The sequence below is a fragment of the Mycobacterium sp. 1245852.3 genome (genome assembly GCF_001669335.1).
Lineage (GTDB): Bacteria > Actinomycetota > Actinomycetes > Mycobacteriales > Mycobacteriaceae > Mycobacterium > Mycobacterium europaeum_A.
In genome coordinates, this window is record NZ_LZLL01000566.1 from 1 (window position 1) to 20,625 (window position 20,625).

Annotated in this window: 22 protein-coding genes, 2 pseudogenes and 1 riboswitch; of the genes and pseudogenes, 15 read left to right on the forward strand and 9 right to left on the reverse strand. The window is 63.2% G+C overall.

Annotation, left to right across the window (positions count from 1 at the left end; genetic code table 11):
- The 7 genes from A9W96_RS26365 to A9W96_RS33110 all read left to right on the forward strand — a co-directional run.
- A partial coding sequence (locus A9W96_RS26365) for a GTP-binding protein (RefSeq protein ID WP_156765426.1) occupies positions 1–781 on the forward strand: 781 nt, incomplete at its 5' end.
- A gap of 25 nt (positions 782–806) precedes the next feature.
- Complete coding sequence (locus A9W96_RS26370) at positions 807–1,634, forward strand: acyl-CoA thioesterase II (protein ID WP_067144235.1); 828 nt, start codon at positions 807–809, stop codon at positions 1,632–1,634.
- A 250-nt stretch (positions 1,635–1,884) separates the two neighbouring features.
- Positions 1,885–2,115 (forward strand): DUF6400 family protein, encoded by a 231-nt coding sequence (locus A9W96_RS26375; protein WP_067020551.1) that lies wholly within the window; start codon positions 1,885–1,887, stop codon positions 2,113–2,115.
- 331 nt (positions 2,116–2,446) lie between these two features.
- Positions 2,447–3,013, forward strand: coding sequence for a MarR family winged helix-turn-helix transcriptional regulator (locus A9W96_RS26380; RefSeq protein WP_231999915.1), 567 nt, complete (start codon positions 2,447–2,449; stop codon positions 3,011–3,013).
- Between the two features lie 38 nt (positions 3,014–3,051).
- On the forward strand, positions 3,052–3,414 hold the full coding sequence (locus tag A9W96_RS26385) for a nuclear transport factor 2 family protein (RefSeq protein WP_231999916.1): 363 nt from the start codon (positions 3,052–3,054) through the stop codon (positions 3,412–3,414).
- A gap of 61 nt (positions 3,415–3,475) precedes the next feature.
- Positions 3,476–4,216 (forward strand): SDR family oxidoreductase, encoded by a 741-nt coding sequence (locus tag A9W96_RS26390; protein ID WP_067144237.1) that lies wholly within the window; start codon positions 3,476–3,478, stop codon positions 4,214–4,216.
- 888 nt (positions 4,217–5,104) lie between these two features.
- Complete coding sequence (locus tag A9W96_RS33110) at positions 5,105–5,236, forward strand: hypothetical protein (RefSeq protein WP_255363004.1); 132 nt, start codon at positions 5,105–5,107, stop codon at positions 5,234–5,236.
- Between the two features lie 174 nt (positions 5,237–5,410).
- Here the strand turns inward: A9W96_RS33110 and A9W96_RS26395 are convergent, their stop codons facing one another.
- The 5 genes from A9W96_RS26395 to A9W96_RS26415 form a co-directional block, all read right to left on the reverse strand.
- Entirely contained in the window at positions 5,411–6,811 is a 1,401-nt protein-coding gene (locus tag A9W96_RS26395; RefSeq protein ID WP_082972632.1) for an OFA family MFS transporter, read from the reverse strand.
- 257 nt (positions 6,812–7,068) lie between these two features.
- Positions 7,069–7,785, reverse strand: a complete 717-nt coding sequence (locus A9W96_RS26400) for a peroxiredoxin-like family protein (RefSeq protein WP_082972633.1) — start codon at positions 7,783–7,785, stop codon at positions 7,069–7,071.
- Positions 7,786–8,186: 401 nt separating this feature from the next.
- Positions 8,187–8,423, reverse strand: coding sequence for a hypothetical protein (locus A9W96_RS26405; RefSeq protein ID WP_067144241.1), 237 nt, complete (start codon positions 8,421–8,423; stop codon positions 8,187–8,189).
- Between the two features lie 574 nt (positions 8,424–8,997).
- The gene (locus tag A9W96_RS26410; RefSeq protein WP_082972634.1) at positions 8,998–10,341 is read right to left on the reverse strand and encodes an NAD(P)/FAD-dependent oxidoreductase; all 1,344 of its coding nucleotides are present in this window, start codon (positions 10,339–10,341) and stop codon (positions 8,998–9,000) included.
- Between the two features lie 216 nt (positions 10,342–10,557).
- Entirely contained in the window at positions 10,558–11,478 is a 921-nt protein-coding gene (locus A9W96_RS26415) for a TIGR03619 family F420-dependent LLM class oxidoreductase (RefSeq protein ID WP_066862974.1), read from the reverse strand.
- 514 nt (positions 11,479–11,992) lie between these two features.
- Between A9W96_RS26415 and A9W96_RS26425 the strand changes: the two genes are divergently transcribed.
- The 7 genes and pseudogenes from A9W96_RS26425 to A9W96_RS30925 all read left to right on the forward strand — a co-directional run.
- Complete coding sequence (locus A9W96_RS26425) at positions 11,993–13,102, forward strand: helix-turn-helix transcriptional regulator (RefSeq protein ID WP_067144245.1); 1,110 nt, start codon at positions 11,993–11,995, stop codon at positions 13,100–13,102.
- Between the two features lie 258 nt (positions 13,103–13,360).
- Positions 13,361–13,822 carry an SRPBCC family protein gene (locus A9W96_RS26430; protein ID WP_067144248.1) on the forward strand — a complete coding sequence of 154 codons (462 nt, stop codon included), beginning with the start codon at positions 13,361–13,363 and terminating at the stop codon, positions 13,820–13,822.
- A gap of 37 nt (positions 13,823–13,859) precedes the next feature.
- On the forward strand, positions 13,860–15,194 hold the full coding sequence (locus tag A9W96_RS26435; protein ID WP_067144250.1) for an alpha/beta hydrolase family protein: 1,335 nt from the start codon (positions 13,860–13,862) through the stop codon (positions 15,192–15,194).
- 238 nt (positions 15,195–15,432) lie between these two features.
- Entirely contained in the window at positions 15,433–16,281 is an 849-nt protein-coding gene (locus A9W96_RS26440) for an oxidoreductase (protein ID WP_067144252.1), read from the forward strand.
- 59 nt (positions 16,282–16,340) lie between these two features.
- On the forward strand, positions 16,341–16,895 hold the full coding sequence (locus A9W96_RS26445; protein ID WP_231999917.1) for a TetR/AcrR family transcriptional regulator: 555 nt from the start codon (positions 16,341–16,343) through the stop codon (positions 16,893–16,895).
- A 254-nt stretch (positions 16,896–17,149) separates the two neighbouring features.
- A complete protein-coding gene (locus A9W96_RS26450; protein WP_066873183.1) occupies positions 17,150–17,716 on the forward strand; it encodes a dihydrofolate reductase family protein in 567 nt (188 codons plus the stop codon).
- A 28-nt stretch (positions 17,717–17,744) separates the two neighbouring features.
- Positions 17,745–18,126, forward strand: a pseudogene (locus tag A9W96_RS30925) (integrase core domain-containing protein); the annotation flags it as partial.
- A gap of 55 nt (positions 18,127–18,181) precedes the next feature.
- Here the strand turns inward: A9W96_RS30925 and A9W96_RS26455 are convergent.
- Together A9W96_RS26455 and A9W96_RS32925 are read right to left on the reverse strand one after the other, a co-directional pair.
- Positions 18,182–18,484, reverse strand: a complete 303-nt coding sequence (locus tag A9W96_RS26455; RefSeq protein ID WP_082972636.1) for a DUF2834 domain-containing protein — start codon at positions 18,482–18,484, stop codon at positions 18,182–18,184.
- Between the two features lie 92 nt (positions 18,485–18,576).
- Positions 18,577–18,894 (reverse strand): annotated as a pseudogene (locus A9W96_RS32925) (IS256 family transposase); the annotation flags it as partial.
- Between the two features lie 75 nt (positions 18,895–18,969).
- Here A9W96_RS32925 and A9W96_RS26460 point away from each other — a divergent pair.
- A complete protein-coding gene (locus tag A9W96_RS26460) occupies positions 18,970–19,251 on the forward strand; it encodes a hypothetical protein (RefSeq protein ID WP_066873188.1) in 282 nt (93 codons plus the stop codon).
- A 67-nt stretch (positions 19,252–19,318) separates the two neighbouring features.
- Here the strand turns inward: A9W96_RS26460 and A9W96_RS26465 are convergent, their stop codons facing one another.
- Positions 19,319–19,987, reverse strand: coding sequence for a pyridoxal 5'-phosphate synthase (locus A9W96_RS26465; protein ID WP_067144254.1), 669 nt, complete (start codon positions 19,985–19,987; stop codon positions 19,319–19,321).
- A 25-nt stretch (positions 19,988–20,012) separates the two neighbouring features.
- A riboswitch (ZMP/ZTP riboswitch) is annotated at positions 20,013–20,092 on the reverse strand.
- Between the two features lie 36 nt (positions 20,093–20,128).
- Entirely contained in the window at positions 20,129–20,623 is a 495-nt protein-coding gene (locus tag A9W96_RS26470) for a pyridoxamine 5'-phosphate oxidase family protein (protein WP_066873191.1), read from the reverse strand.
- Positions 20,624–20,625: the final 2 nt, after the last annotated feature.

Consider the following 20,625-nt stretch of genomic DNA (forward strand, 5'->3'; position numbering starts at 1 on the left):
GGGGTCGGCGAGCTTGATCAGTGCCTCATCGAGCCCGCCGCCGTCGGGTAAGCAGCAGATACAGCCTCCGGCGATCGCGCGGCTCATCGGCTTCAGCGGGATACGCGGGGTCCGGCCGGGTGGGCTTGTCGACGTCGTCGATGCCGTGAATCACTTCGACACCGTCGACCGCGGCGCCCTGCCGCCGGTGCGCTACGGCGCGGCGTCGCTCATCGTGGTGAACAAGCTCGACCAGGTTCCGGAAAATGAGCGGTCGACGGTGCTGCACCGCGTCACACAGCGGGCGGCACAACGCAATCCGCGCGTACCCGTCGTCGGCACCACGGGTGGCCAGATAGACCCGGCACTGCTGTTCGACGCCTCGGCCACGTCCGGTCAGGTCGGGCAACTCTCGTTTCTGGACCTGGCGGCCGATCACGAGCACGAGCACGTGCACGTCCACGCCGATGCCGTCACGGTCAGCAGCTCCGGTTGCGTGGACCCCGATGCCCTGGTCGACCTTCTCGAAGAGCCGCCGCCGCAGGTGTTCAGGCTGAAAGGCGTCGTCGCGGTGCGGCACCGCACCACCGTCCGGGAGTATGTCGTAAATCTGGTGGGGAGCGGAATCCACATCGCGAAGGCGCCGCGGGGAGCCATGGCCAATTGTCTGGTGGCCATCGGGATGCATCTCGACGTTCCCGCCGTCCGCGCCCGGCTCGACAACGCACTGCAGCCCGCACCGGGGCCGGCGCCGGCGCAAGCCTTGCGGCGGTTGGAGCGGTACCGGCGACTCAGCGTCTGAGAAAGGTCCGGCAAGATACGGGTCGATGTCATCTTCGCTGGGCGACGTGCTCGCCACCTTGGAGCTCGAGAGGGTCGACCAGTGGCTCTTCGTCGGGCGGCAGTTGCCCGCGCCCGCCAACCACATTCTGGGTGGCCATATCTCCGCTCAGGCTTTGTTGGCCGCAAGCCACACCGCGCCGGGCCGGGCGCCGCACAGCGTCCACACGTACTTCCTGCGGCCCGGCGATTCGCGTCGGCCGGTGGACTTCGAGGTTGTCGATCTTCAAGAGGGCCGGACCTTTTCGGCGCGCCGGGTGACGGCGCGCCAGGACAGCAAGATTTTGATGGAAGCGATGTCATCGTTCAAGGTCACCGATTCCGCAAACGCGCAGGTCGTCTACCAACCGCCCATGCCGGCGGCTGCTGCCCCAGAATCCCTGCCGTGGGTTGCGCCGCATCTGGCGGAGTCCGACGAGAGCGCCCGAGGGCGGTGGGCGAGCCTGCGCTGGTTCGAGCGGCGCATCATCGACACCGAGGTCGCTCCGCCCGCACGCGCGCTGATGTGGTGGCGCCCCGACGGGCACGTTCCCGACGATCCGGTGTTGACCGCAAGCCTGGTGGCTTACCTGTCGGCGGTGACGTTGACGGAGCCGGCATATGCGGCGCGCGGTGGTGTCGGGGCGTCCGCTCAACGAGACCATTCGGTGTGGTTTCACGGCCCGGCGGCGTTGTCGGATTGGCTGCTCTATGACCGGTCCTCACCAAGTAGCGCTGGTTCCTTGGCGTTGGCCAGTGGGGCCATGTTCAACCGCAGCGGCGCATTGGTATGCACCGTGAAGCAAGAGATGTATTTCCCGCCGCACACCGCCTGAGGCCGTCAAGCGGCGCGTCGCCAAAACTGCTGTCCTGCAAGTATATTCGTCACCGTGATGTATTGCTGGTGAAAGGCCGGGGAACGGGGGGTCGGGGCCCGCGGGCCGCATGGGGCGCCCGGTGCGATGGTCGTGCGCGACGCGAAGTGTGACGAAGCTCAACCAGTAACAGTGACGTGGGTCATAGCCCTGCCGACGTCAATCGGGTCATCCTGGCCGTTCGTTCGCAAATCTAACGGCTGGGAGCGTTATGGCCGACCTCAACTTCGCCTATGATCTGACCCTCGACGAGGCGCGCCGACGCAGCGCAGTGGTCGAGGCGATGACTGACGACTGGGACCCCATTGCCGTGCTCGCCCAGGAAGAACAGGCCTACGAAATGTTGTACTCGAATCTGGACGACGAGCAGCAACGGGTGTACGACGAGTTGGTCCGCGCCGGCGTACTGCCCGAACGGACGGCCGCTCGTGCTGCCGATTGATCCGACCGCCGACCGTGCCCGCCGCGCATGGTTGCCCTGCCCGCGCTGCGATCACCGCGCGATTTGTGGCGATTGCCGAAGCAGCCGTAACTGCGATACGCACTGGCAGTATCTGCTGAGCAACAGGGGCACGCTGGTGCACTTGCAGTGCTCGGATTGCGGTCACCTTTGGTCGACCGACACGCATCGCCGCACGCGCCCCATGCGGTAGCGGACCCTGGCCCTGAATGTGTAGGGCCAATGACGCTGCTGATGCAGGATTATTCGTCACAGTGACGTATTCGCCAGGGTTGACAGTGGGGAGGGGAGCGGGCTCACCACAAGCTCGACCGTGCCAAAAGCACCGGGGTTGGCTTCAAATGGCGCGAAGGCCGTCATACTGACAAGCGTGACGACAAGCAAAGCGCGGGACACATCACCGAAGCAGGTGTGGCTAACGCCGAAACAGCAGCGCGCCTGGATCACCTACATGCGCGTGCAGCTGCGAATGAATTACGAGATGAACCGCCAGTTGCAGGCCGAATCGGGATTGTCGCTGGCCGACTACGACGTGCTGGTCGCACTCAGCGGTCACCGCGGCGACGGCATGCGTGTCAGCGATCTGGCGGCGCACATCGGCTGGGAGCGCAGCAGGCTGTCACATCAGTTGCGGCGCATGGAGGAACGCGGCCTGACCGAAAGGCGGCCAAGCGTTGGTGATGGCCGGACCACCAATGTCGCCCTCACCCCGCGTGGGCGGCAGGCCATCGATGAAGCCGCTCCCGGTCACGTCGACCTGGTTCGCAGGCTGTTCTTCGATCCCTTGCCGGAGAACCTGCTCGCACCCTTCACCGCTGCCCTGGAGCATATTCATGTCAACCTCAATCACAACAGCTCGCTACCGCCCGCGCTCAGCTAGAATTAGGTGAAACATCATCTAATTGAGAGGGTCGCCACGTGAGCGATGTCATCAGCCATCTGATGGAAACCAACCTGCTAGCCGTATTCGACGAACGTGACGCGCAGCGCCGCGCCGAGGCGATCGCCAAGACGTATGCGGATGATGTGCAGTGGATCGACGACGAAGGTACCGCGTCCGGTCATGACGAATTGAACGCCAAAGCCGCTGCGCTGCAGGCCAAACTCCCGGGCCTCCATTTCGTGAAGGCGGGTCCGGTCCGCCAGACCCATGGACTGGGGTTTCTGGCGTGGGAAGTACGCACCCCGGACGACCGCACTGTCGCATCGGGCTTCGATGTGGCCGAGATATCCAATGAACGGATCGTTCGGTTGTGGACGGTGTTGAACACGCCGGAATAGGTGATAAATCACCTACGTTGTATTGCGGCGACGCACACCCGCTAAAGAACGGAGTCCGATCATGGGACAGCTCGACGGCAAGACGGCACTGGTCACCGGTGGAACCTCGGGGATCGGCCTAGCTACGGCGCAGCGGTTCGTCGACGAAGGCGCATACGTCTTCATCACCGGCCGCGACCACGCCCGCCTCGACGAAGCAGCCGCCTCGATCGGCGCCCATGGAGTGCAGAGCGATATCAGCAAGCCGGGCGAACTGGATATCTTGGCCGCCGAAATCTCCGCGCATGGGAAAGGGCTTGACGTGGTCTTCGCCAACGCGGGCGGTGGCGACTTCGCGGCCCTCGCCGATGTGACACCGGAACACTATCGGAACAACTTCGACCGCAACGTCGCCGGCACGGTGTTCACCGTCCAGAAGACGCTGCCGCTGCTCAATGAAGGCGCGTCGATCATCCTCGCCGGATCCACCGCGGCCTCCGAAGGCGTCCCGGCGTTTGGCCTCTACGCGGCTTCAAAGGCGGCCATCCGGTCCCTTGGCCGCACCTGGGCCGCGGAACTCGTCGACCGCAAGATTCGGGTGAACACCGTCGTTCCTGGCCCGATCGAAACTCCCGGACTCGCCGGGCTGGCACCTGGGGACCAGAAGCAGGATCTGCTCGACGGCATGGCCGATCAGGTGCCGATGAAGCGGTTAGGACGCCCGGAGGAGATTGCCGCCGCGGTGCTTTTCCTGGCGTCTGATCAGAGCAGCTTCATGACCGGCGCGGAGCTGGCTGTCGACGGTGGGCAGATCCAGCTCTGACTTCGATGCCGCGAGAACGTCCCGGCTTGCGATGCGGATGGATTGCCGAATAGTTCTGCGGGACATGGATATTCGTCACAGTGACGAATTCGCCGGCAGGCACGTGGGGAGGGGATGGGGAGAGCCGCGGTTCGGTGCGGGCGTTCATCGCTTCGTAGCCCACCCGTGCGGTATTGGCTTGTCCGCCACTGGTGATTGGATCGGGAAGGCACCCCGAGTTGCCGCCGGGCCGCCGGCCAACGCGTGAGACCTTCGAAGCGCCTTGCGGGACATGGGTATTCGTCACAGTGACGAATTGATGTATGCGGCAGGAAGGCGGGAGGGGCCGAGCGAACACCCATTGCGCGCCGCAACATGCCCACTGGGCGGTCGTCGCTCGAATGGACCGTCCGCCATCGATTCGCGGCGCCCGGACTCATCGCCCGCCGATAACGCTTATCGCCGCGGCGGCAGGCGACGCTGCACTGAGGTGCGGTCAAAGGCCCAAAACGGGTGGTCACCGCCGTGGTCGGCGCGAGCTCGCGATTCGCTTTTGCCGATAAGCGACATTATGTCAGGTAAACTACGCCGTTTTCATCAGATGAATCACCGGCTGGTGCTTGCCCCTTGCGCCCTTGCGCTGCAGCGCAGCACCCGCCCAAGACACGGTCTACGTCGAGGAGCAGATTACCCTTCAGCCGCCGCCACCTACCCTGGTCGAGGATCGAACCCCAAGATGAACCCACCGATTGGTCCTGGGGCTTAGGTCTGCTGCAATTGAAAAATAGGCACAGATCGAATATGGCGAGTTACCGGTAACTACGCCACGCTCATCCGATGAATCAGTCCTGCCCCGACCGCACGTCGCCTACCCCAGGTTTAGTCGCTCGGTATCGTCGCGGCGGACAAATGGCGGCTTACCGGTACGCCACCGCGGCCGGTCGCGACCTGCTCGCCGTCGACGAAGGGTACGCGGATCTGAGCAACTCGACCGCGGCCGATGACGCCACCGCCGATCAACTCAATCCGCTTGGTGCCTAGCGGAGAAGGTCGGTCCAAAATGCCACGATATCGTCGAGTCCACCCATCAGCTGCTGAACAGTTGGGTCGCCTTTGTCAATAGCTCCGCGACGCCATACGCGAAAGGGAGGCCGACCCATAGCCACGCCCACGCGACGAGGACGGGATGGATGCGCCGGTCGGTTTTCAACTTGGTCATGATCGTTTCTCGGGTTGCCGTTGAGTGAACGTCGTGGGCTCGAGTAAGGCGTTCTCGGGCAAGACAAGCTCGTGGTGTTTGCCAGCCACGGGCCTGACCAATTCGTTGCAGGCGACGCCGACAAGTAGCAGTGCAATCATCACCGCGAACGACACGATGTAAAGATCCGGGCCGTGTTTTCCAATGGTCTTCTGCGAGTCGGCGATCGCGTTGACGATCAGTGGTCCCAGCACGCCAGCAACCGACCACGCGGTGAGCAGTCTGCCGTGGATGGCACCAACCTCATAGGTGCCGAACAGATCGCGCAGGTAGGCCGGCATCGTGGAGAACCCCGCGCCGTAGAACGACAGAATCAGCAGCGTGCAGACGAGGAAGGTGACCTTGTTGGAGTTGGTCGTCAGCTCCATGGCCACGTACAACAGAGCGCCACCGCCGAGATAGATCCTGTACATGTTTTTGCGACCCAACAGATCTGACAACGACGACCAGCCGATCCGGCCTACCATATTGGCCAGCGACAGTAGTGCGACATAGCCGGCGGCCGCCGACGCCAGCGCAGCCGCTTTAGGGGCAGCAGTCGGGAAGAAGTCCTGATAGATCGGCGCAGCCTTCTCGAGGATGCCGATCCCAGCGGTCACGTTGAAGCAGAGCACCACCCACAGCAGCCAGAACTGGGGCGTTTTGATCGCGTTGGCAGCCGATATGTTGGGCGCGCTGATCAACGTTCCGGTCTTGTGCGATTTGGGTTCCCAGCCATCTGGCGTCCACCCCGGAGCCGGTACCCGCACCAGCATCGAGCCCATCGACATGAAAAGTGCGTAGGTGCAGCCCATCACGAGGAAGGTTCTGGCAACACCGGCGGTGGTGCGGCCGAACGCGTCGAGCAAGGTGCTTGTCCACGGCGACGCGATCAGCGCTCCTCCGCCGAAGCCCATGATGGCCAGGCCGGTCGCCATGCCCGGGCGATCTGGGAACCACTTGATCAGCGTGGACACCGGCGAGATGTAGCCGATGCCGAGCCCGACGCCGCCAACCACTCCGTAACCGAACACCACGAGCCAGTATTGATGCGCCGTCACGCCGAGTGCCGCGATCACCAGCCCGCTGCAGAAGCAGGCGGTGGCGATGAACATCGCCCAGCGGGGACCGCGGTGGTCGACGCGCGTACCTAACGTTGCGGCCGAAAGGCCCAGCATCACAATGCTGACCGTGAACGGCATCGCGCTCGCGGTACCGGAGATATGCAGCGTTTTCTCCAGTGGAATCTTGAAGACGCTCCAGGCGTAGACCGAGCCGATGGCCAGGTGGATGGAAAGAGCTGCCGGGGGAACCAGCCAGCGGTTCCACCCGGGCTTGGCAACGATCCGCGAACGGTCTAGCAAACCAACGGTTGTCACGAATCCCTCTTCTCGGGTCGCCGGGCAGGAGCTCCGTCCCGTCGCCACTATCGGATCTGCGAAACCGTCGGGTCAATACTGCATCGTCTATCGCCTAATAGACGAAATCAATTGAGACGGAAGCGGTTTAGGCCTTGCCCGAGATGCGGCATGCGGCGACCTGTGGTATGCGGTTGCCCACGTTACCGGTGACCTCCCGAGCGGGCGCCGCGTGCAAAAATTCGCTGACGACCGCGTCGTGCCCCTGTCCAGACCGACTACGAGGAGGCGAGCTCCCTTACGGCGGCCATGACCTCGGCTGGGTCGGTCCGGTGTGTGTAGTCAGCCATAGCGTCGGCGAACCGCACAATTCCGTCTCGGTCGATCACGAAACTTGCGGGAATGGGTAGTTCCCAGTCGGCGGTGCCATTGAATGCCGGCAACGGGTGCCCTAGCTTTCGGTAGGTGTCCTGAAGGAATTCAGGAAGTGCAAATATCAGGCCATACCTACGCGACACCGTGGCGCCGACATCGCTCAGGACTTGGTAGGTGAGAGCGTTGCGCTCGGCTGTCGTGAGCGAGTCGTCAGGGGTCTGCAGCGAGATCCCGACCAACGACGACCCCATCGCGCGAAGCTCGGGCAAGTGCTGCTCGTATGCCCGCAAGGTGAGGCTGCAGAACGGACACCACACACCGCGATAAAAGATCACCACCACGGGCCCAGCGGTCAGCAAGTCATCCAACGACACCATGATGCCGGTCTGGTTGACCAGTTCGAACTTCGGTGCGGTGTCTCCGACACTCGGCATCCCGGCCAGCGGCTCGGCGGCAGCGAGCTCGGCAGTCGCCTGGTCCATCTTCGCGGCGACCTCGGCGCCGACAGCCGAATCCCTAAGATCACGAAGCTTTTGCAGGACTGCGGGCAGCTCAAATGCGTCGGTTGGGAACAGCTCGTAAGGAACGCGGTAGTTCTTCTCGGTATCGATGTTGCTCATGTGGGGTGTTCCTGCATTGGTTCGGCCTCTCTCCATCCTCTCGCCTGGTAAGACGGCCAAGCAGAACATGGGGGCTAGATGTAGAGTTGCGGCCTTCTTTTCATGTTTCACAACAAGAATAATTGCGCGGCATCGATGACTTGGTCGTCGGCGGCAAGGCTGTCTTCGCCGGCGGGTGAATGTGTGTAGTCAGATGACGCTCGAGGGTTAAAGGTTAGGGCCGACGCGGCGAAGCTATGTGAACCACGTCAGAGCGAATCGCCCTCGACAACGAACGCGACGAAGCGGCTCCGTGGCGTCGGCAGAATCTCGGATGGTTGCGGAATGTGCCCATATGCAACCGTTGAAAGCGCCTCACCTTTGTGTGCGTGCGGGTTGACCGGATTAGTAATCTCCGGTCGCTAGCTCATTGTCAAGGCCGTGCCCACGGCGACGCTGATTACCACCATGAGGGACACCAAAATCACCGTCATCGACGCGCCCACGATCTCTTCTTCCGTGAGGCGCCAGCGCGGTTTGTCGACATGAACGGTGCCCCGCAGGGGCGCAGATGCGTTCATTGCTGCGACAGCCAAAAGAAGATCGTTCGCGTCGTCCGCATCCTCGATTGCCTCAAGCGCGGTGATTGCGGTCGTCATATGAACCCCCGGGATTTCGGTCGCCAATAGGCGTTATCTCGTATATCCACGGTAAGAGTGCGAGATCAAGATTGCGGCAACGCTCCTTAACGGTCGCAGCACAACCCGGAATCCGAGGCTCTACCCGAGCGGCGCTCGGTAACGAGGGCACCCTAGGCGCCACCTCGACCAAATCACCGGTCCGCGACTGCTCGACATGCTGACCTGGCACTCCTCTCCCCTACTGGCGTCTCGACGTTCTGCCCGTCACGTCAGACCGCTAAAGCCCTAGCGGGGAGACGGCTGTCGGGATCCGGAGATCAGCCGCGGCTGCAAGCATTTGACATCGTCTGTAACAACTGCGCGCAATGAATCGCCGGCTCGCTGTGCACCAGATCGGCGCTGCTCTGCGCAGTTCGGCTAGTTCTGTGTCCGGCAGCCTACTCGCGTAAAAGATTCGGATCAGTGAAGTCGAATCGTGGCGGCAGATTTGCGGTCGACATCCGATCCCTAACTAAGTTTCGGTAGTTTGTTCCGGTCGTCAGAGCTGCCAGGCAACTCGTCGGTAAGAGCTCCACGGTCGTGCGTTGAGCGGTCAACCAGCGCGGGCTGGTGCTGCGCGTTCTGACTGCGCCGCGTGGATCTTCCGAGCTGCCTTGACACCGGCCACGACGGCGGATTCTTGCGAGGGTAAGGCCATATAGTCGCCAGCGACTTGTACCGGTTCGTCGGCCGGATAGTTGTCGAGGAATCGTTGCAGGGCCTTGTAGTAGCCCACCTTGGCCTCATTGGCGGCATATGTCCAGCGGGTGACGCGAGTGGTGACAAAGTGGTCACGAAGTTCAGGGAACATCCGCTCGATCAGCTCCCGCGTCGTCGTCGTCAAACGATCGTCACTCCAGGTCGACAAGTCGATAGCCGGGGTGTGAGGAAAGAACGCGGTGATGAGGCTGGTACCGGCGGGTGCGCGGTCGGGTGCTTTGACGTGATCGAGATACAACGAGCTGATCTCACGGGCAGTGGCCGCGGGCACCATCACGAGGAACGGTTGCTTCTCGGTGGGCCTGGAATAAGTCAGTTGCACCGAGGAGCAACCTGTGTCCTTCCCCCTTTTCAGCATGTCGGCCCCCCGTCCTTGCAGTGGTGGATACAAGTCAGCGGCGACACCGAACGGCGTGGCGATCACACACGCGTCTGCGCGTTCCTGGCACTCGGTCCCCGAGCCGTTCTGGTACCGGACCTCCACTCCGCGGTCAGTACGGCGCACAGCGCGGACGGGTGAGTTGAGGCGCACGTCGAGTTCCGCGGCCACCTTGATGGGTAGTCGCTGCAGGCCTCCCGTGAGGGTCTGCATCTTGCCCGACGCAGTGACCGCGCCGGCAAGGAAGCCGACTACCGACGCATCGCCGGGTGTGCTGGTCACCATTGACCGTGTCACGCCCTCGAAGAACGCTTCGTTCAGCTCGCGTCCGAACACACGATCGACGTAGCTTTCGATCGATTCGGTGTCGTACTGGACACGGTTCCTCAGGTCGTAGGGGTTCATGCCGTACAGCGGTTTGACCAGCCGCAGTCCACGTGCCAGTAGCCGCAGTTTCGTTGTCGGGGATAGCAGTTTGGTTGAAAGAAATGACCTGAGCGGTTTATGCGTGTCGATGATGTGAAGGTTATTGCCTTGCGCCACAGCGATTTCCGAAGGGCAATCGACCAACTGGTCTGACAAGCCCACGTCGGCAACCAATTTCATGTATTCGCTGTAGCCGTCGGTGACGATGGTCGGACCGAGGTCGAACAGGAAGCCATTCTCGGACTCCGACCACACCCGTCCTCCGACACGGCCCAGCGATTCAAAAACCGTGACTTCCCAACCCAACCGGTGTAGCCGGTAGCCAGCGCTGAGGCCGGCTAGTCCGCCGCCGACAACAGCCGCACGCTTCATCTCCTTCTCCGTCCGTCTGTCGGATAACCTCGCTCGCCGGTGTCCATGTGCCCCGGTGATTCATGCTCCACGCACGTCCGAGGCCCAGAGTATTGAGTGACTGACGACATGGCCAGCACTATCTCGGTCCAGTTCCATACACCCCCTAGTTTGGGACGATTTCGTTGACACCGTGCAAGACCTCTGCCTGACGCCCCACCGTGAATCCTTCTGTGGCTATTGCAGTTTCGGTTTGATGTCTTCGATGACCCATTGTGCGTAGTCGAGGTAGGCGTTGACGTCACTGACCGGTGGGACTGGAAGCCCGGTCATCGTCACGCCCAGTTCCGCGAACCAGCCGAGCTGGTCGATGATTTCCTGGGCGCTCATCCCGGGCCGCTGGGTGGGGTCGTCGATGACGACGTGGCCTTCGCCGACGCGCGAGGTGCCAAGGCCGTAGACCACTTCGAAGTCGCGGCCGTCGTAGGTGGGTTGGGATTTGATGAAGTCGAGTTTGGCGGGGATGTCCTCGGGTTTGGTCAGGAACGGCGACCAACCCGAGGCGAAACGCGCGGCGCGTTTGAGCACCGGCTCTGCATCGCCGCCGATCCAGACCGGCAGATGTGGCTTTTGCACCGGCTTCGGTTCGAACGCCACGTCTTTGAAGGAGACGTAGTGGCCGTCGAAGCTGGGCGCTTCGCTGGTCCACAGTTCGAGGATGGCGGCGAGGTATTCATCGGCTATCCGGCCACGTTCACCGAAGGGCACCCCGAGTATATCGAATTCTTCTGCGTCCCAACCGACTCCGAAGGTAACGGTGATGCGGCCATTGCTCATCCAGTCCGCGGTTGACAGCGCTTTGGCCATGACGACGGGATGCTGCAGCGGGAGGATGGTGACGAATGAATTGACCCGAATGCGTTGGGTGGCGCCGGCGATGAAGGCCTGGGCCACCGTTGAGTGAAAGTAGTGTGGCCCGGATAGCTCGACGTGTGATTTGGGGACGATGAAGTGTTCGGGAACGACGATCATGTCGTAGCCGAGTTCATCGACGCGTTTGGCCATGACGGTTTGATCAGCGCCGGTCACACCGAGTTCCCACGGCTGCGTGAGCGCCTTGACGCGCACTGAGTTGGGCAGGGCGAGTGAGAATTTCATGGGACAGCCGGCCTTTCGTTGCGCCGGTGCGGTGCCGGCCAATCACAGCCGGTCAAGTCGGCCAACACTTCCCACAATCGGCGGGCCATCACCGGGTCGCACGCCTTCTCCCGCACTTTGGTCGCCTCGGGCTTTCCCCCCTGGTTGAATTGAGGCGCCCGATAGATTCCGGCGGGCAGGTCGGTGCTGACCGCCGCGATGTTGGCTCGTGCCGCGTTGGCCGGGATCGGCAGGCGATTATCACGCTGTGACCGGTAGCGGCCAGCGCCGCAGCCGTCGCCCGGCCGACCCCTCTGTTGCCGCCGGTGACGATGATCTTCATCAGCGGTCACCAGGCACTTCATCCCCGCTCCTCCAGATGCGGCCGGTCGACTCCTGTACCGGCCCTCCTGCTAATTAGCGCTGCCGCGATGCGGAGATGCCTCATCCAAACGGAGGAGATTTGCGTTAGGCTTTGCGGACCAATCACAGGACGGGCATATGCAGCATCAGCGGTGGTACCGGGACGCCGAAGATGGCCACACTCGATGAGTTCTCGCGGATAGTTTCGGGGGTTTACTCCGCGGTCATCACTCCCGAACGCTGGGACGTGACCATGGCTGATGTCGGCCGCGCATTTGGGGGCGGTGTGAGCGCGGCGTTAGTGGTCAGCGACGGCGCCACACGCATCATCAAACACGCCGAGATTCCAGCCGACGCAGCCAAGAGCTATGCCGAGCACTTTGCCCGACTCGACCATGTGCTGTCGGCGGTCCAGAGCGGCCCGGTGGGTGTTGTGCGCCCCGGCGCGGAACTGATGTGGCCCTATGAACGGTGCGAATTCGCAACGGATTGGGCCCGCCCCAACGGTTTCGAGGATGGAATGTTCGTCCGTCTTAGCGATTCTCCAAGCGCCACGAGTCTTGCCCTAGCGACGCCCAGACGGTCGGAACGGTTCGACACCGCTGAAAATGTGGCGTTAGCGCGGCATTTGGTGCCCCACTTCGAACAAGCCCTGCGGATGCAGCTGCACGTCTCCGACATCGCCCATCGCGGTGGCGACCTCGTCTGGGCCAGCGAGAATGCCAGACAGGCTATCGTCATCCTTGCGCCCGGAAGCAGGCCCATCTATACCAACCCTGCGGCCGAGCGCGTGCTGCGCTCAGACGACGGACTGCGGATCCGCAAGGGACGCCTGGAAGCCGCAACACGACGAGCCGACGCGATGCTGCAAGAAGGCATCGCGGCTGCACTCGATTCCCACACCCAAGACATCTGGGGCGGGTCATTCGTTTGCGCCAGGCCCTCCGGGCGGCGACCTTACATCGTTCACGTACTACCGATCGACCCGAGGACCGTTAGCTCCCCGCGGTACGGGCGAGTGATCGTCGTGATCATCGACCCCGAACGAGAAACCGAACCTCCCGCGATGCTTTTACGGCGCTTGTATGGTCTGACAAAGAGCGAAGCCCAAATCGCGCTGATGGTGACACGAGCCGAAGGTTTGAACCCGATCGCCGAGGAGTTGTCGGTGTCCGTAACGACGGTCAAGACCCACCTTCGACACGTCTTCGAGAAGACCGGCACACACCGCCAAGCTGAACTCGTCCGGCTTGTGCTTTCCCTTGCCCCCTTGTATGGGTGAAGTGGCCGGGCCGTGTCCCTAGCGCGTAACCAGCAACCCCCGGGGAATACGGCGCAATCGGGTACGGCGGGGTTACCAGCAACCACCGCATATTGCGCCAGCTGAATCATCGCCCGTCGCCCCCGCCGACCACCGCTCCTGCCAACGGAATGTTGACCGGCGAGTTACTGGTGCTGCGGCACGCCTGAAAGCAACCCGACGTTTCTGGCGAACCGGCGCGGGTAGTACAGCCATACGTTTGAACAACAGGGAGAAGCCGTGAGCACCACTACCGCCTCAATCGATGTCAACCAGCCGATCGGCACCGTCTACAACCAATGGACCCAGTTCGAGTCCTTCCCGGAGTTCATGGAAGGCGTCGAGCAGGTTCAGCAAACCGACGCCACCCATACACATTGGCGCATCAAGGTGGGACCGATCTCGCGCGAGTTCGACGCCACCATCACCGAGCAGCACCCCGAGGAGCGGGTGGCGTGGAAGTCCGACAGCGGTCCCGAGCACGCGGGCGTCGTCACCTTCCATCGCCTCGCCGACGACAAGACGCGTGTGACGACTCAGATGGACGTCGATCCCGAGGGTTTCCTCGAAAACGCCGCCGACAAACTCGGCATCCTCAAGGCCCGGGTCCACGGTGATTTGGAGCGCTTCAAGAAGTTCATCGAAAGCCAACCGGGCGAGACGGGCGCGTGGCGAGGTGACGTCTCGCGCCCCGATGCCTGACCGCCGTGACATCGCCGATGTCTGACCGCGGCGCGCGATGCGGGCGGTCGCGCTGAGCGCCGAGTCACTGTTGGCGCGTGCGGCGCAGGAAACCGGTGCGGGCGGCGGGGTTTCGCTGATGCACGGGGAGCTCCCCCTTGCCGTCGAAGTCATGACCGTTGCGGCGCTGGCCTACTCCATCGCCTGGCGGGGGCGGCGCTGGTGGAGCCGGCGGGTCCCGCTGGTCGCGGCGGTCGGCGCTGTCACCGGCGCCGCGACACACTGGTACTACAGCACCCTCGGGCTGGCCAGCGAACCGCCGCCATGGCAAATGTGGCTGTGGACCACGTTGGCGGGCTCGGCCGTCGCGGTCGCAGTCGCCAGCTGGCGCCGCGCCGGGTGGTGGCGACGCAATGTGTGCGTGTTCGCGGCATCGTTCTGCCTGTTGAGCGCGGGCCTGACCATCAACGCGTGGCTGGGATATTTTCCGACCGTCTCCGCCGCCTGGGGCCAGCTGACCAATGGACCGCTGCCGGACCAGACCGATTTGCGCGCCGCCTACACCGCCAGGTCCAAAGGCGTCGCGCCGCAACGGGGCGCGGTGGTGCCCGTGGACACCGGTACGACCGCGTCGGGTTTTCGGCATCGCGGCGAGTGGGTGTACCTGCCGCCGGCCTGGTTCACCGCAGCGCCGCCACGCCTGCCCCCGGTCTTGATGATCGGAGGCGAGTTCAACACATCGGCTGACTGGATTCGCGCCGGCGACGCCGTCGCCACCCTGGACGCGTTCGCGGCGGACCACGGCGGTAACGCGCCGCTGGCCGTCTTCGTCGACGCCACCGGTGGCTTCACCGTCGACACCGAGTGCGTCAACGGGTCGCGCGGCAACGCCGCCGATCACCTGATCGACGACGTGATCCCGTGGGCCGCCCAGCAATTCGGCCTGCCGGCGCAAGCGAAATGGGGCGTCGTCGGCTTCTCCTCCGGAGGCACCTGCGCGGTGGACCTGGCCGTGATGCACCCCGACAGGTTCAGCGCCTTTGTCGACATCGGCGGCGACATCGCCCCCAACGCGGGCACCCGGGCACAGACCATCGACCGGCTCTTCGGCGGCGACGCCGCGGCGTGGGCACGCTTCGACCCCAGCACGGTGATCACCCGCCACGGGCCTTACTCCAATCTGGCCGGACTGTTCGCGGTTCCCGGCTCCGTGGGGCGCGCCGCTGCCGAATCGCTGTGCCAACTGGGCACCGCCAACGGCATCGACTGCGCGGTGGTCGGTCTGCCCGGCAAACACGATTGGCCCTCGGCCGCATCGGCTTTCGCGGCGACGCTGCCTTGGCTCGCCGGTCGGCTCGAGACGCCCGGCGTCCCCCACGCGGCGTTCCCGTGACGCGCCCGCGGCCTGCGTTGAGTAGCTCATGAAAATGCCTGTCTAGCTGGCGGTCCATGCGCGTCGACCGTCGAGATCGTGTCAGATCCTGCACACGAATGCGTGGAGCTGCGCGAGGCCGGTCTCCGGCGTCATGTCCAGCACCCTCCCGCAATCTGCGTTTCGTCAACTAAAATCGACGTTGTGTCGAGTTTTTGTTAGGGTCGGCAGCGGTCCGGTCGAGCAGAGGAGATGTCCAATGAAGACCTTTCTGATCACGGGGGTAAGCAGCGGCCTGGGGCGAGCCTTCGCTGCAGGCGCACTAGAGGCCGGGCACACCGTGGTGGGCACCGTGCGTCGGCGGGCAGACCTCGATGCATTCGAAGCGCTGGCGGCCAACGCCCACGGTCGGCTCCTGGACGTGACCGATGAAAAGGCAGTGTTCGCGACGGTTAAGGACGTCGAGGCGACCGTCGGTCCGATCGACGTGGTGATCGCCAACGCGGGCTATGGGCTCGAGGGCATCTTCGAGGAGACGCCCTTGAGCCAGCTGCGGGCTCAGTTCGAGACCAACGTCTTTGGGGTGGCGGCGACCCTTCAGGCCGTCCTTCCGTATATGCGTGAACGTCGCGGCGGTCACCTGATGGCGGTGACGTCGATGGGCGGGTTGATGGCCCCGGCGGGCCTAACCGCCTACTGCGGCAGCAAGTTCGCGCTGGAGGGACTGCTGGAGAGCTTGGGTAAGGAAGTCGCCGGGTTCGGCATTCATGTCACGGCGATCGAACCGGGTTCGTTCCGGACCGACTGGGCCGGTAGGTCCATGAGACGCGTAGACCGCTCCATCGCCGATTACGACGACGTGTTCACGCCTATTCGTGAAGCCCGCCTACAGGCGAGCGGGAACCAGCTCGGTGACCCCGCGAAGGCCGCAGCCGCAGTGTTGCGGGTGCTTGACTCGACCGATCCCCCACGGCATCTTGTGCTGGGGTCTGACGCATTGCGGCTCATCAGGGCCGCGCGTCAAACCGTCGATCAGGAGATCGACAAGTGGGAGTCACTGTCTCGGACAACGGACTTCCCCGACGGACGTCAGATCGCAGCCAGCTAGCCATGCCAGCGAAAACCAAGCCCACCCGACGACATGCCGCCACGCCCCGAAAAGGGGATATGCGGGAACAGGCCATCCTCGACACCGCCGAACGACTCCTGGGCGAACAAGGCTACGAAGCAATGACGATCGCCGACATCGCAAAGGGCGCGGGGATCACGCGGGGTGCCCTGTACTTCTATTTCGGCTCCAAACAGGAGGTCATCACGGCGCTCGTCGCGCGTACCGTGGATGCCCTCCGGAAGAAATCGCGCGCAGCCGCGGACGACGCCGCACGTGGTGAGCATGCCATCGACGAGGCGATGATCAGAACCGAGGCGCTGTGGCGCCAGCACGGGGTCGTGATGCGCGCGGCGATCGACCTGGCGTCGTCGGTGCCCGAGATCGACACGCTCTGGAACGACACCGCCGAGATCTTCGTCGGCGCCATCGCCGAAATACTGCGGCACATGGGCGCTCCGTCACGCAGTGCGAGCCACGACCAGGCAGCCCTTGCACGCGCCTTGTGCTGGATGATCGAGCGCAGTTTCTACCAAGGCTCCCGGATTTCGAACGCCGAGCTGGCCCGCGCCAGGAAGGCCTGTACCGAGATCTGGCGTCGAGTCGCCTGTTGACCGCCGACGGCCTGCTCACTGCGGCTGAGTTAAGGAATCGGGCGGAATCGAATACTGCTGGCTGCCAGCAAAGTTCGTAATTTCTCAGTGAATCAAGCTCGATCACAGATGCGCGCTCCCCGGTCCGTCGGGCCAGCGATCCACGACCAAGAACCCGCCAAGCCGTGGGCTGTCGTGCATCCGATGAATCTTTCAGTGCCGCAGGGTTGCGTGTCGTCGCGATGAGTTTTGGCCTCCGGTGCAGTCTGATCTTCATGGGCAAACTGATCTACGGCTTCAACGTGTCGGTGGACGGGTACATCGCCGATGCACAAGGCAACATCGACTGGGGCGATCCGAGCGACGAACTGCACCAGTACTGGAACGACTTCGAGAGGGAGACCGCCCTGTCGTTCTACGGGCGGCGGCTCTACGAACTGATGTCCGCGTACTGGCCGACCGCCGATAGTGCTCCGGACGCCACTCCTCTGATCGTTGACTTCGCCCGCACCTGGCGCGAAATGCCCAAGGTTGTGTTCTCGCGGACCTTAGAGTCCGTCCACTGGAACTCGCGCCTGGAACGCGGTGACCCGGTCGAAGTGGTGAGGAGGTTGAAAGCCGAAACGGACGGCAGGCTGGAGGTCGCCGGCGCGACGCTGGCCGCGCCGATCGTGCAGGCCGGACTGGTGGACGAATACCGGATTGTGGTCGCGCCCATCGCCGTGGGCGGCGGCACCGCGTTCTTCCCGACCCTGCCGTCATGGATCTCGCTGCGGTTGCTTGAGAACCGCACCTTCCCGGGTGGCACGGTCCTGCTGCGCTACGAGGCGAAACACGACTGACTTACTTGCCTCTCGCGATCGAGGTTGTCGCCGCATTGGCGCCGACCGTGTCGTCGAGGTGTTGGATCGACTGGCTCTCACCCACGGGACGCCGCACTACGTGCGGTTCGACAACGGTCCGGAGTTCGTGGCGCACGCCGCGCTTGACTGGTGCCGATTCGACTGTGCTGGCTCACTTTTGTTGATCCAGGGTCGCCTTGGCGGAATGCCTGGATCGAGTCGTTCAACGGCCGGCTGTGCGACGAATTGCTCAACGCGTGGCACTTCGACTCCCTGCTGGAAGCCCGCGTGATTATCGAAGACTGGCGTCGCGACTACAAGCCAACCGGGCCCACTCCGTCCATGGTGAACTCACCCGGGCCGAGTTCGCTCTACAGTGGACCACGTCCCATCAACCCCAAGCCGCATAGCGACTGGACCACCAAAGTGGGGACGGATGTTGTGGCTGCGCCAGCCTGCACGGCGTCAAACGTCCTGGAGCTGCGCCAGACGCCGCTCTCGGGCTATCAGAAAGAGTGGAACGGCCACGCTGATATCCACAACGAACGCCAGCACGACGTACACCCACAGGTACTTGACGTCGGTCCTGCGTGCCTCGACAACCATGAAGACCAGCGCTGCCACGGAGACCAGTGTCAGGTCGATGGTCATGGAGCTGACCGCGTGATTGGCGAAACAGCTAGCGAGGAAGTCGAGCGTGTCCCCGCCGGCCGAGAAGTACGCGATGTTGTGCGCCCACGTGGCGATGAGCGCCACCAGCGCGATCACACCGTAAAGAATGCAAAGGTTTCGTCGGGCAGCGGTCACACCCGTCAGTATTTAGTCATCAGAGTAATTGTCAATATGTGGATCGGGTTGCTTCAGGCGACCTCCGTTGCGGTTGGTTCGATAGGTTCGGTGATCGTGATGTCGCCGAGGCGTACGAGCAGCTTGCCTTTTTGGAACACCGCGCCGGCACGGACGAGGCGACTAGGTGTGGACGGCCCGCCAGCGTGCGTGTGAGCGCTCAATGGCCTTGTAGGCCATGGCATATCGGCCGCACGTGAACGCGGGGCCCTTGGTCACTTCGGTCGGCAAACGCACGGTCGGGAATATCGACCTTCCGGGTCAACGGTGCGCAGGTGAACCCAGGGCTCGGCCGGATACTTGTAGATGTCCAGCAGCAAGTCGGCGTCTTCACGATCTAAGCGACTTCAGCGCCGTCGAGCAACTGCGCAAACGCGATCCGGCCCTACTCGCCTAACATTCCCACCATGAGCGACGAAAACGATGAGCTAGCAGCCGTCCTGCAATATCTAGAAGAAGACGAGAAAACGGCCCGTGAGAACGGACAAAACGATCTGGCGGACCAGATTGCCACCCAACGCCGCAAGCTCCTCGAAGCACCGCCCGCTGATCTGGTTCAGCTGTTTAACGACATTGCTGACGCGCTAGAAACGAGCCTTGAAGCAGCAGGGACCGATGACATCCTTACCGGCGACACCATCACCTACCTCCGCAGAACCGCCAAGGACATCGACCGCCACGACCGATAACACAGCGTGGGTTGGGTGGTCGGGCGGCAAATGTCTCAGGCAACGATGCGTGAACCAGTAGTTGCCACTACGGCCATAATCGGCCGCGATCCCAACCCTCCCCGTTGCGTTCATAGCGCAGTCGCTGGTGGCGTCGGTCAGGCGCGCCCTGCCAGAACTCGACGTAATCGGGTCGCACAGCGTATGAGATCCATTCAGGTGGGGCGACTTCGGGGTTATCGCGCAGTTCGCGGTGAGCCTTGGCGATGTGTGCTTCCAGCTCGGCTCCATCGGTGAGCGGTTGACTTTGCCTCATCGTCAATGCGATCGCGCGCGACTCCAGTGGACGGGCCAAGAAGTCGTGCGCGCTGGCTTGAACTCCGTCATTGACGACCACGCCGCCAATCCGCACTTGTCGAACCAATGCAGCCCAGTAGAAGGTCAACGCCGCAACAGGATTGGCCGACAGGTCACGGCCTTTTTGGCTGACCGAATTGACCGCGAAGTGCCAGCCCCGTTCATCGACGGCTTTAATAATCAGCACCCGAGCCCGCGGTAAGCCTCGAGCGTCAACGGTCGACAGCGTCATCGCATGCGGTTCGGGAAGGGCGGCCTCGACGGCATCCTGCAACCACCTGATGAATAACGAAACAGGTTCTGCTGGAACGTCGTCGGTGTCGAAACCGGGGGCATGGCCGGTCAAGACGGGCAGGCTACGCAGGAACGCGCGGCCACCGTCGTCATCAGACCATCGCATAGGCACAGCAGACTCCTCGAAGATCGAGGAGCACCCAGGCGGTCGATGCGTCCGAATCTTTGGCTTCCCAGTGGTGTTCCACCCGCGCCAGTCGCCAATTCAACAGACTCTACGCCGCCAAGCCGCAAAGCCCCCGCGCGATCAGGATCGCTCCCGCTCGACCAGGTCCTTGAGGAACCTAGGCACACGACCGGCGCCGAAATCGTAGAAGCGTACCCATGTGGGCGTGATGGCGATTCTGGCCATCCGGTCGTATGTCTGGCGCACCTCATGTTCGAACTTCCTGGCCTGATCTTCATCCATCGTTTTGCGGGCAGCGGCGAGGTACTCCGGCACTACACCGTCGATGATTCTCACGCCGGCGCGGCCGCGGATCGATAAGGCGCGCGCCGTCTCGGGCGTGTCTCCGGAGTCGATGGACAGGGCGACGTCCGCGGCTTTCGACAGGGCGGCGACCTTCGGAGACGTGGGGGCGGTGGCGATGACGAATTCTGCACCGGTCCAGAAGTATCCGACCGGAATGACCCGCGGCGTCCCGTCCTTGCCGACGTAAGCCAAGTGAGCCGCGGACGTCGACGCGAGCAATTCCTGCGCCCCCGCCATGCCTAGTTCGGCGTCTATCTCCTGCCTGATCACAA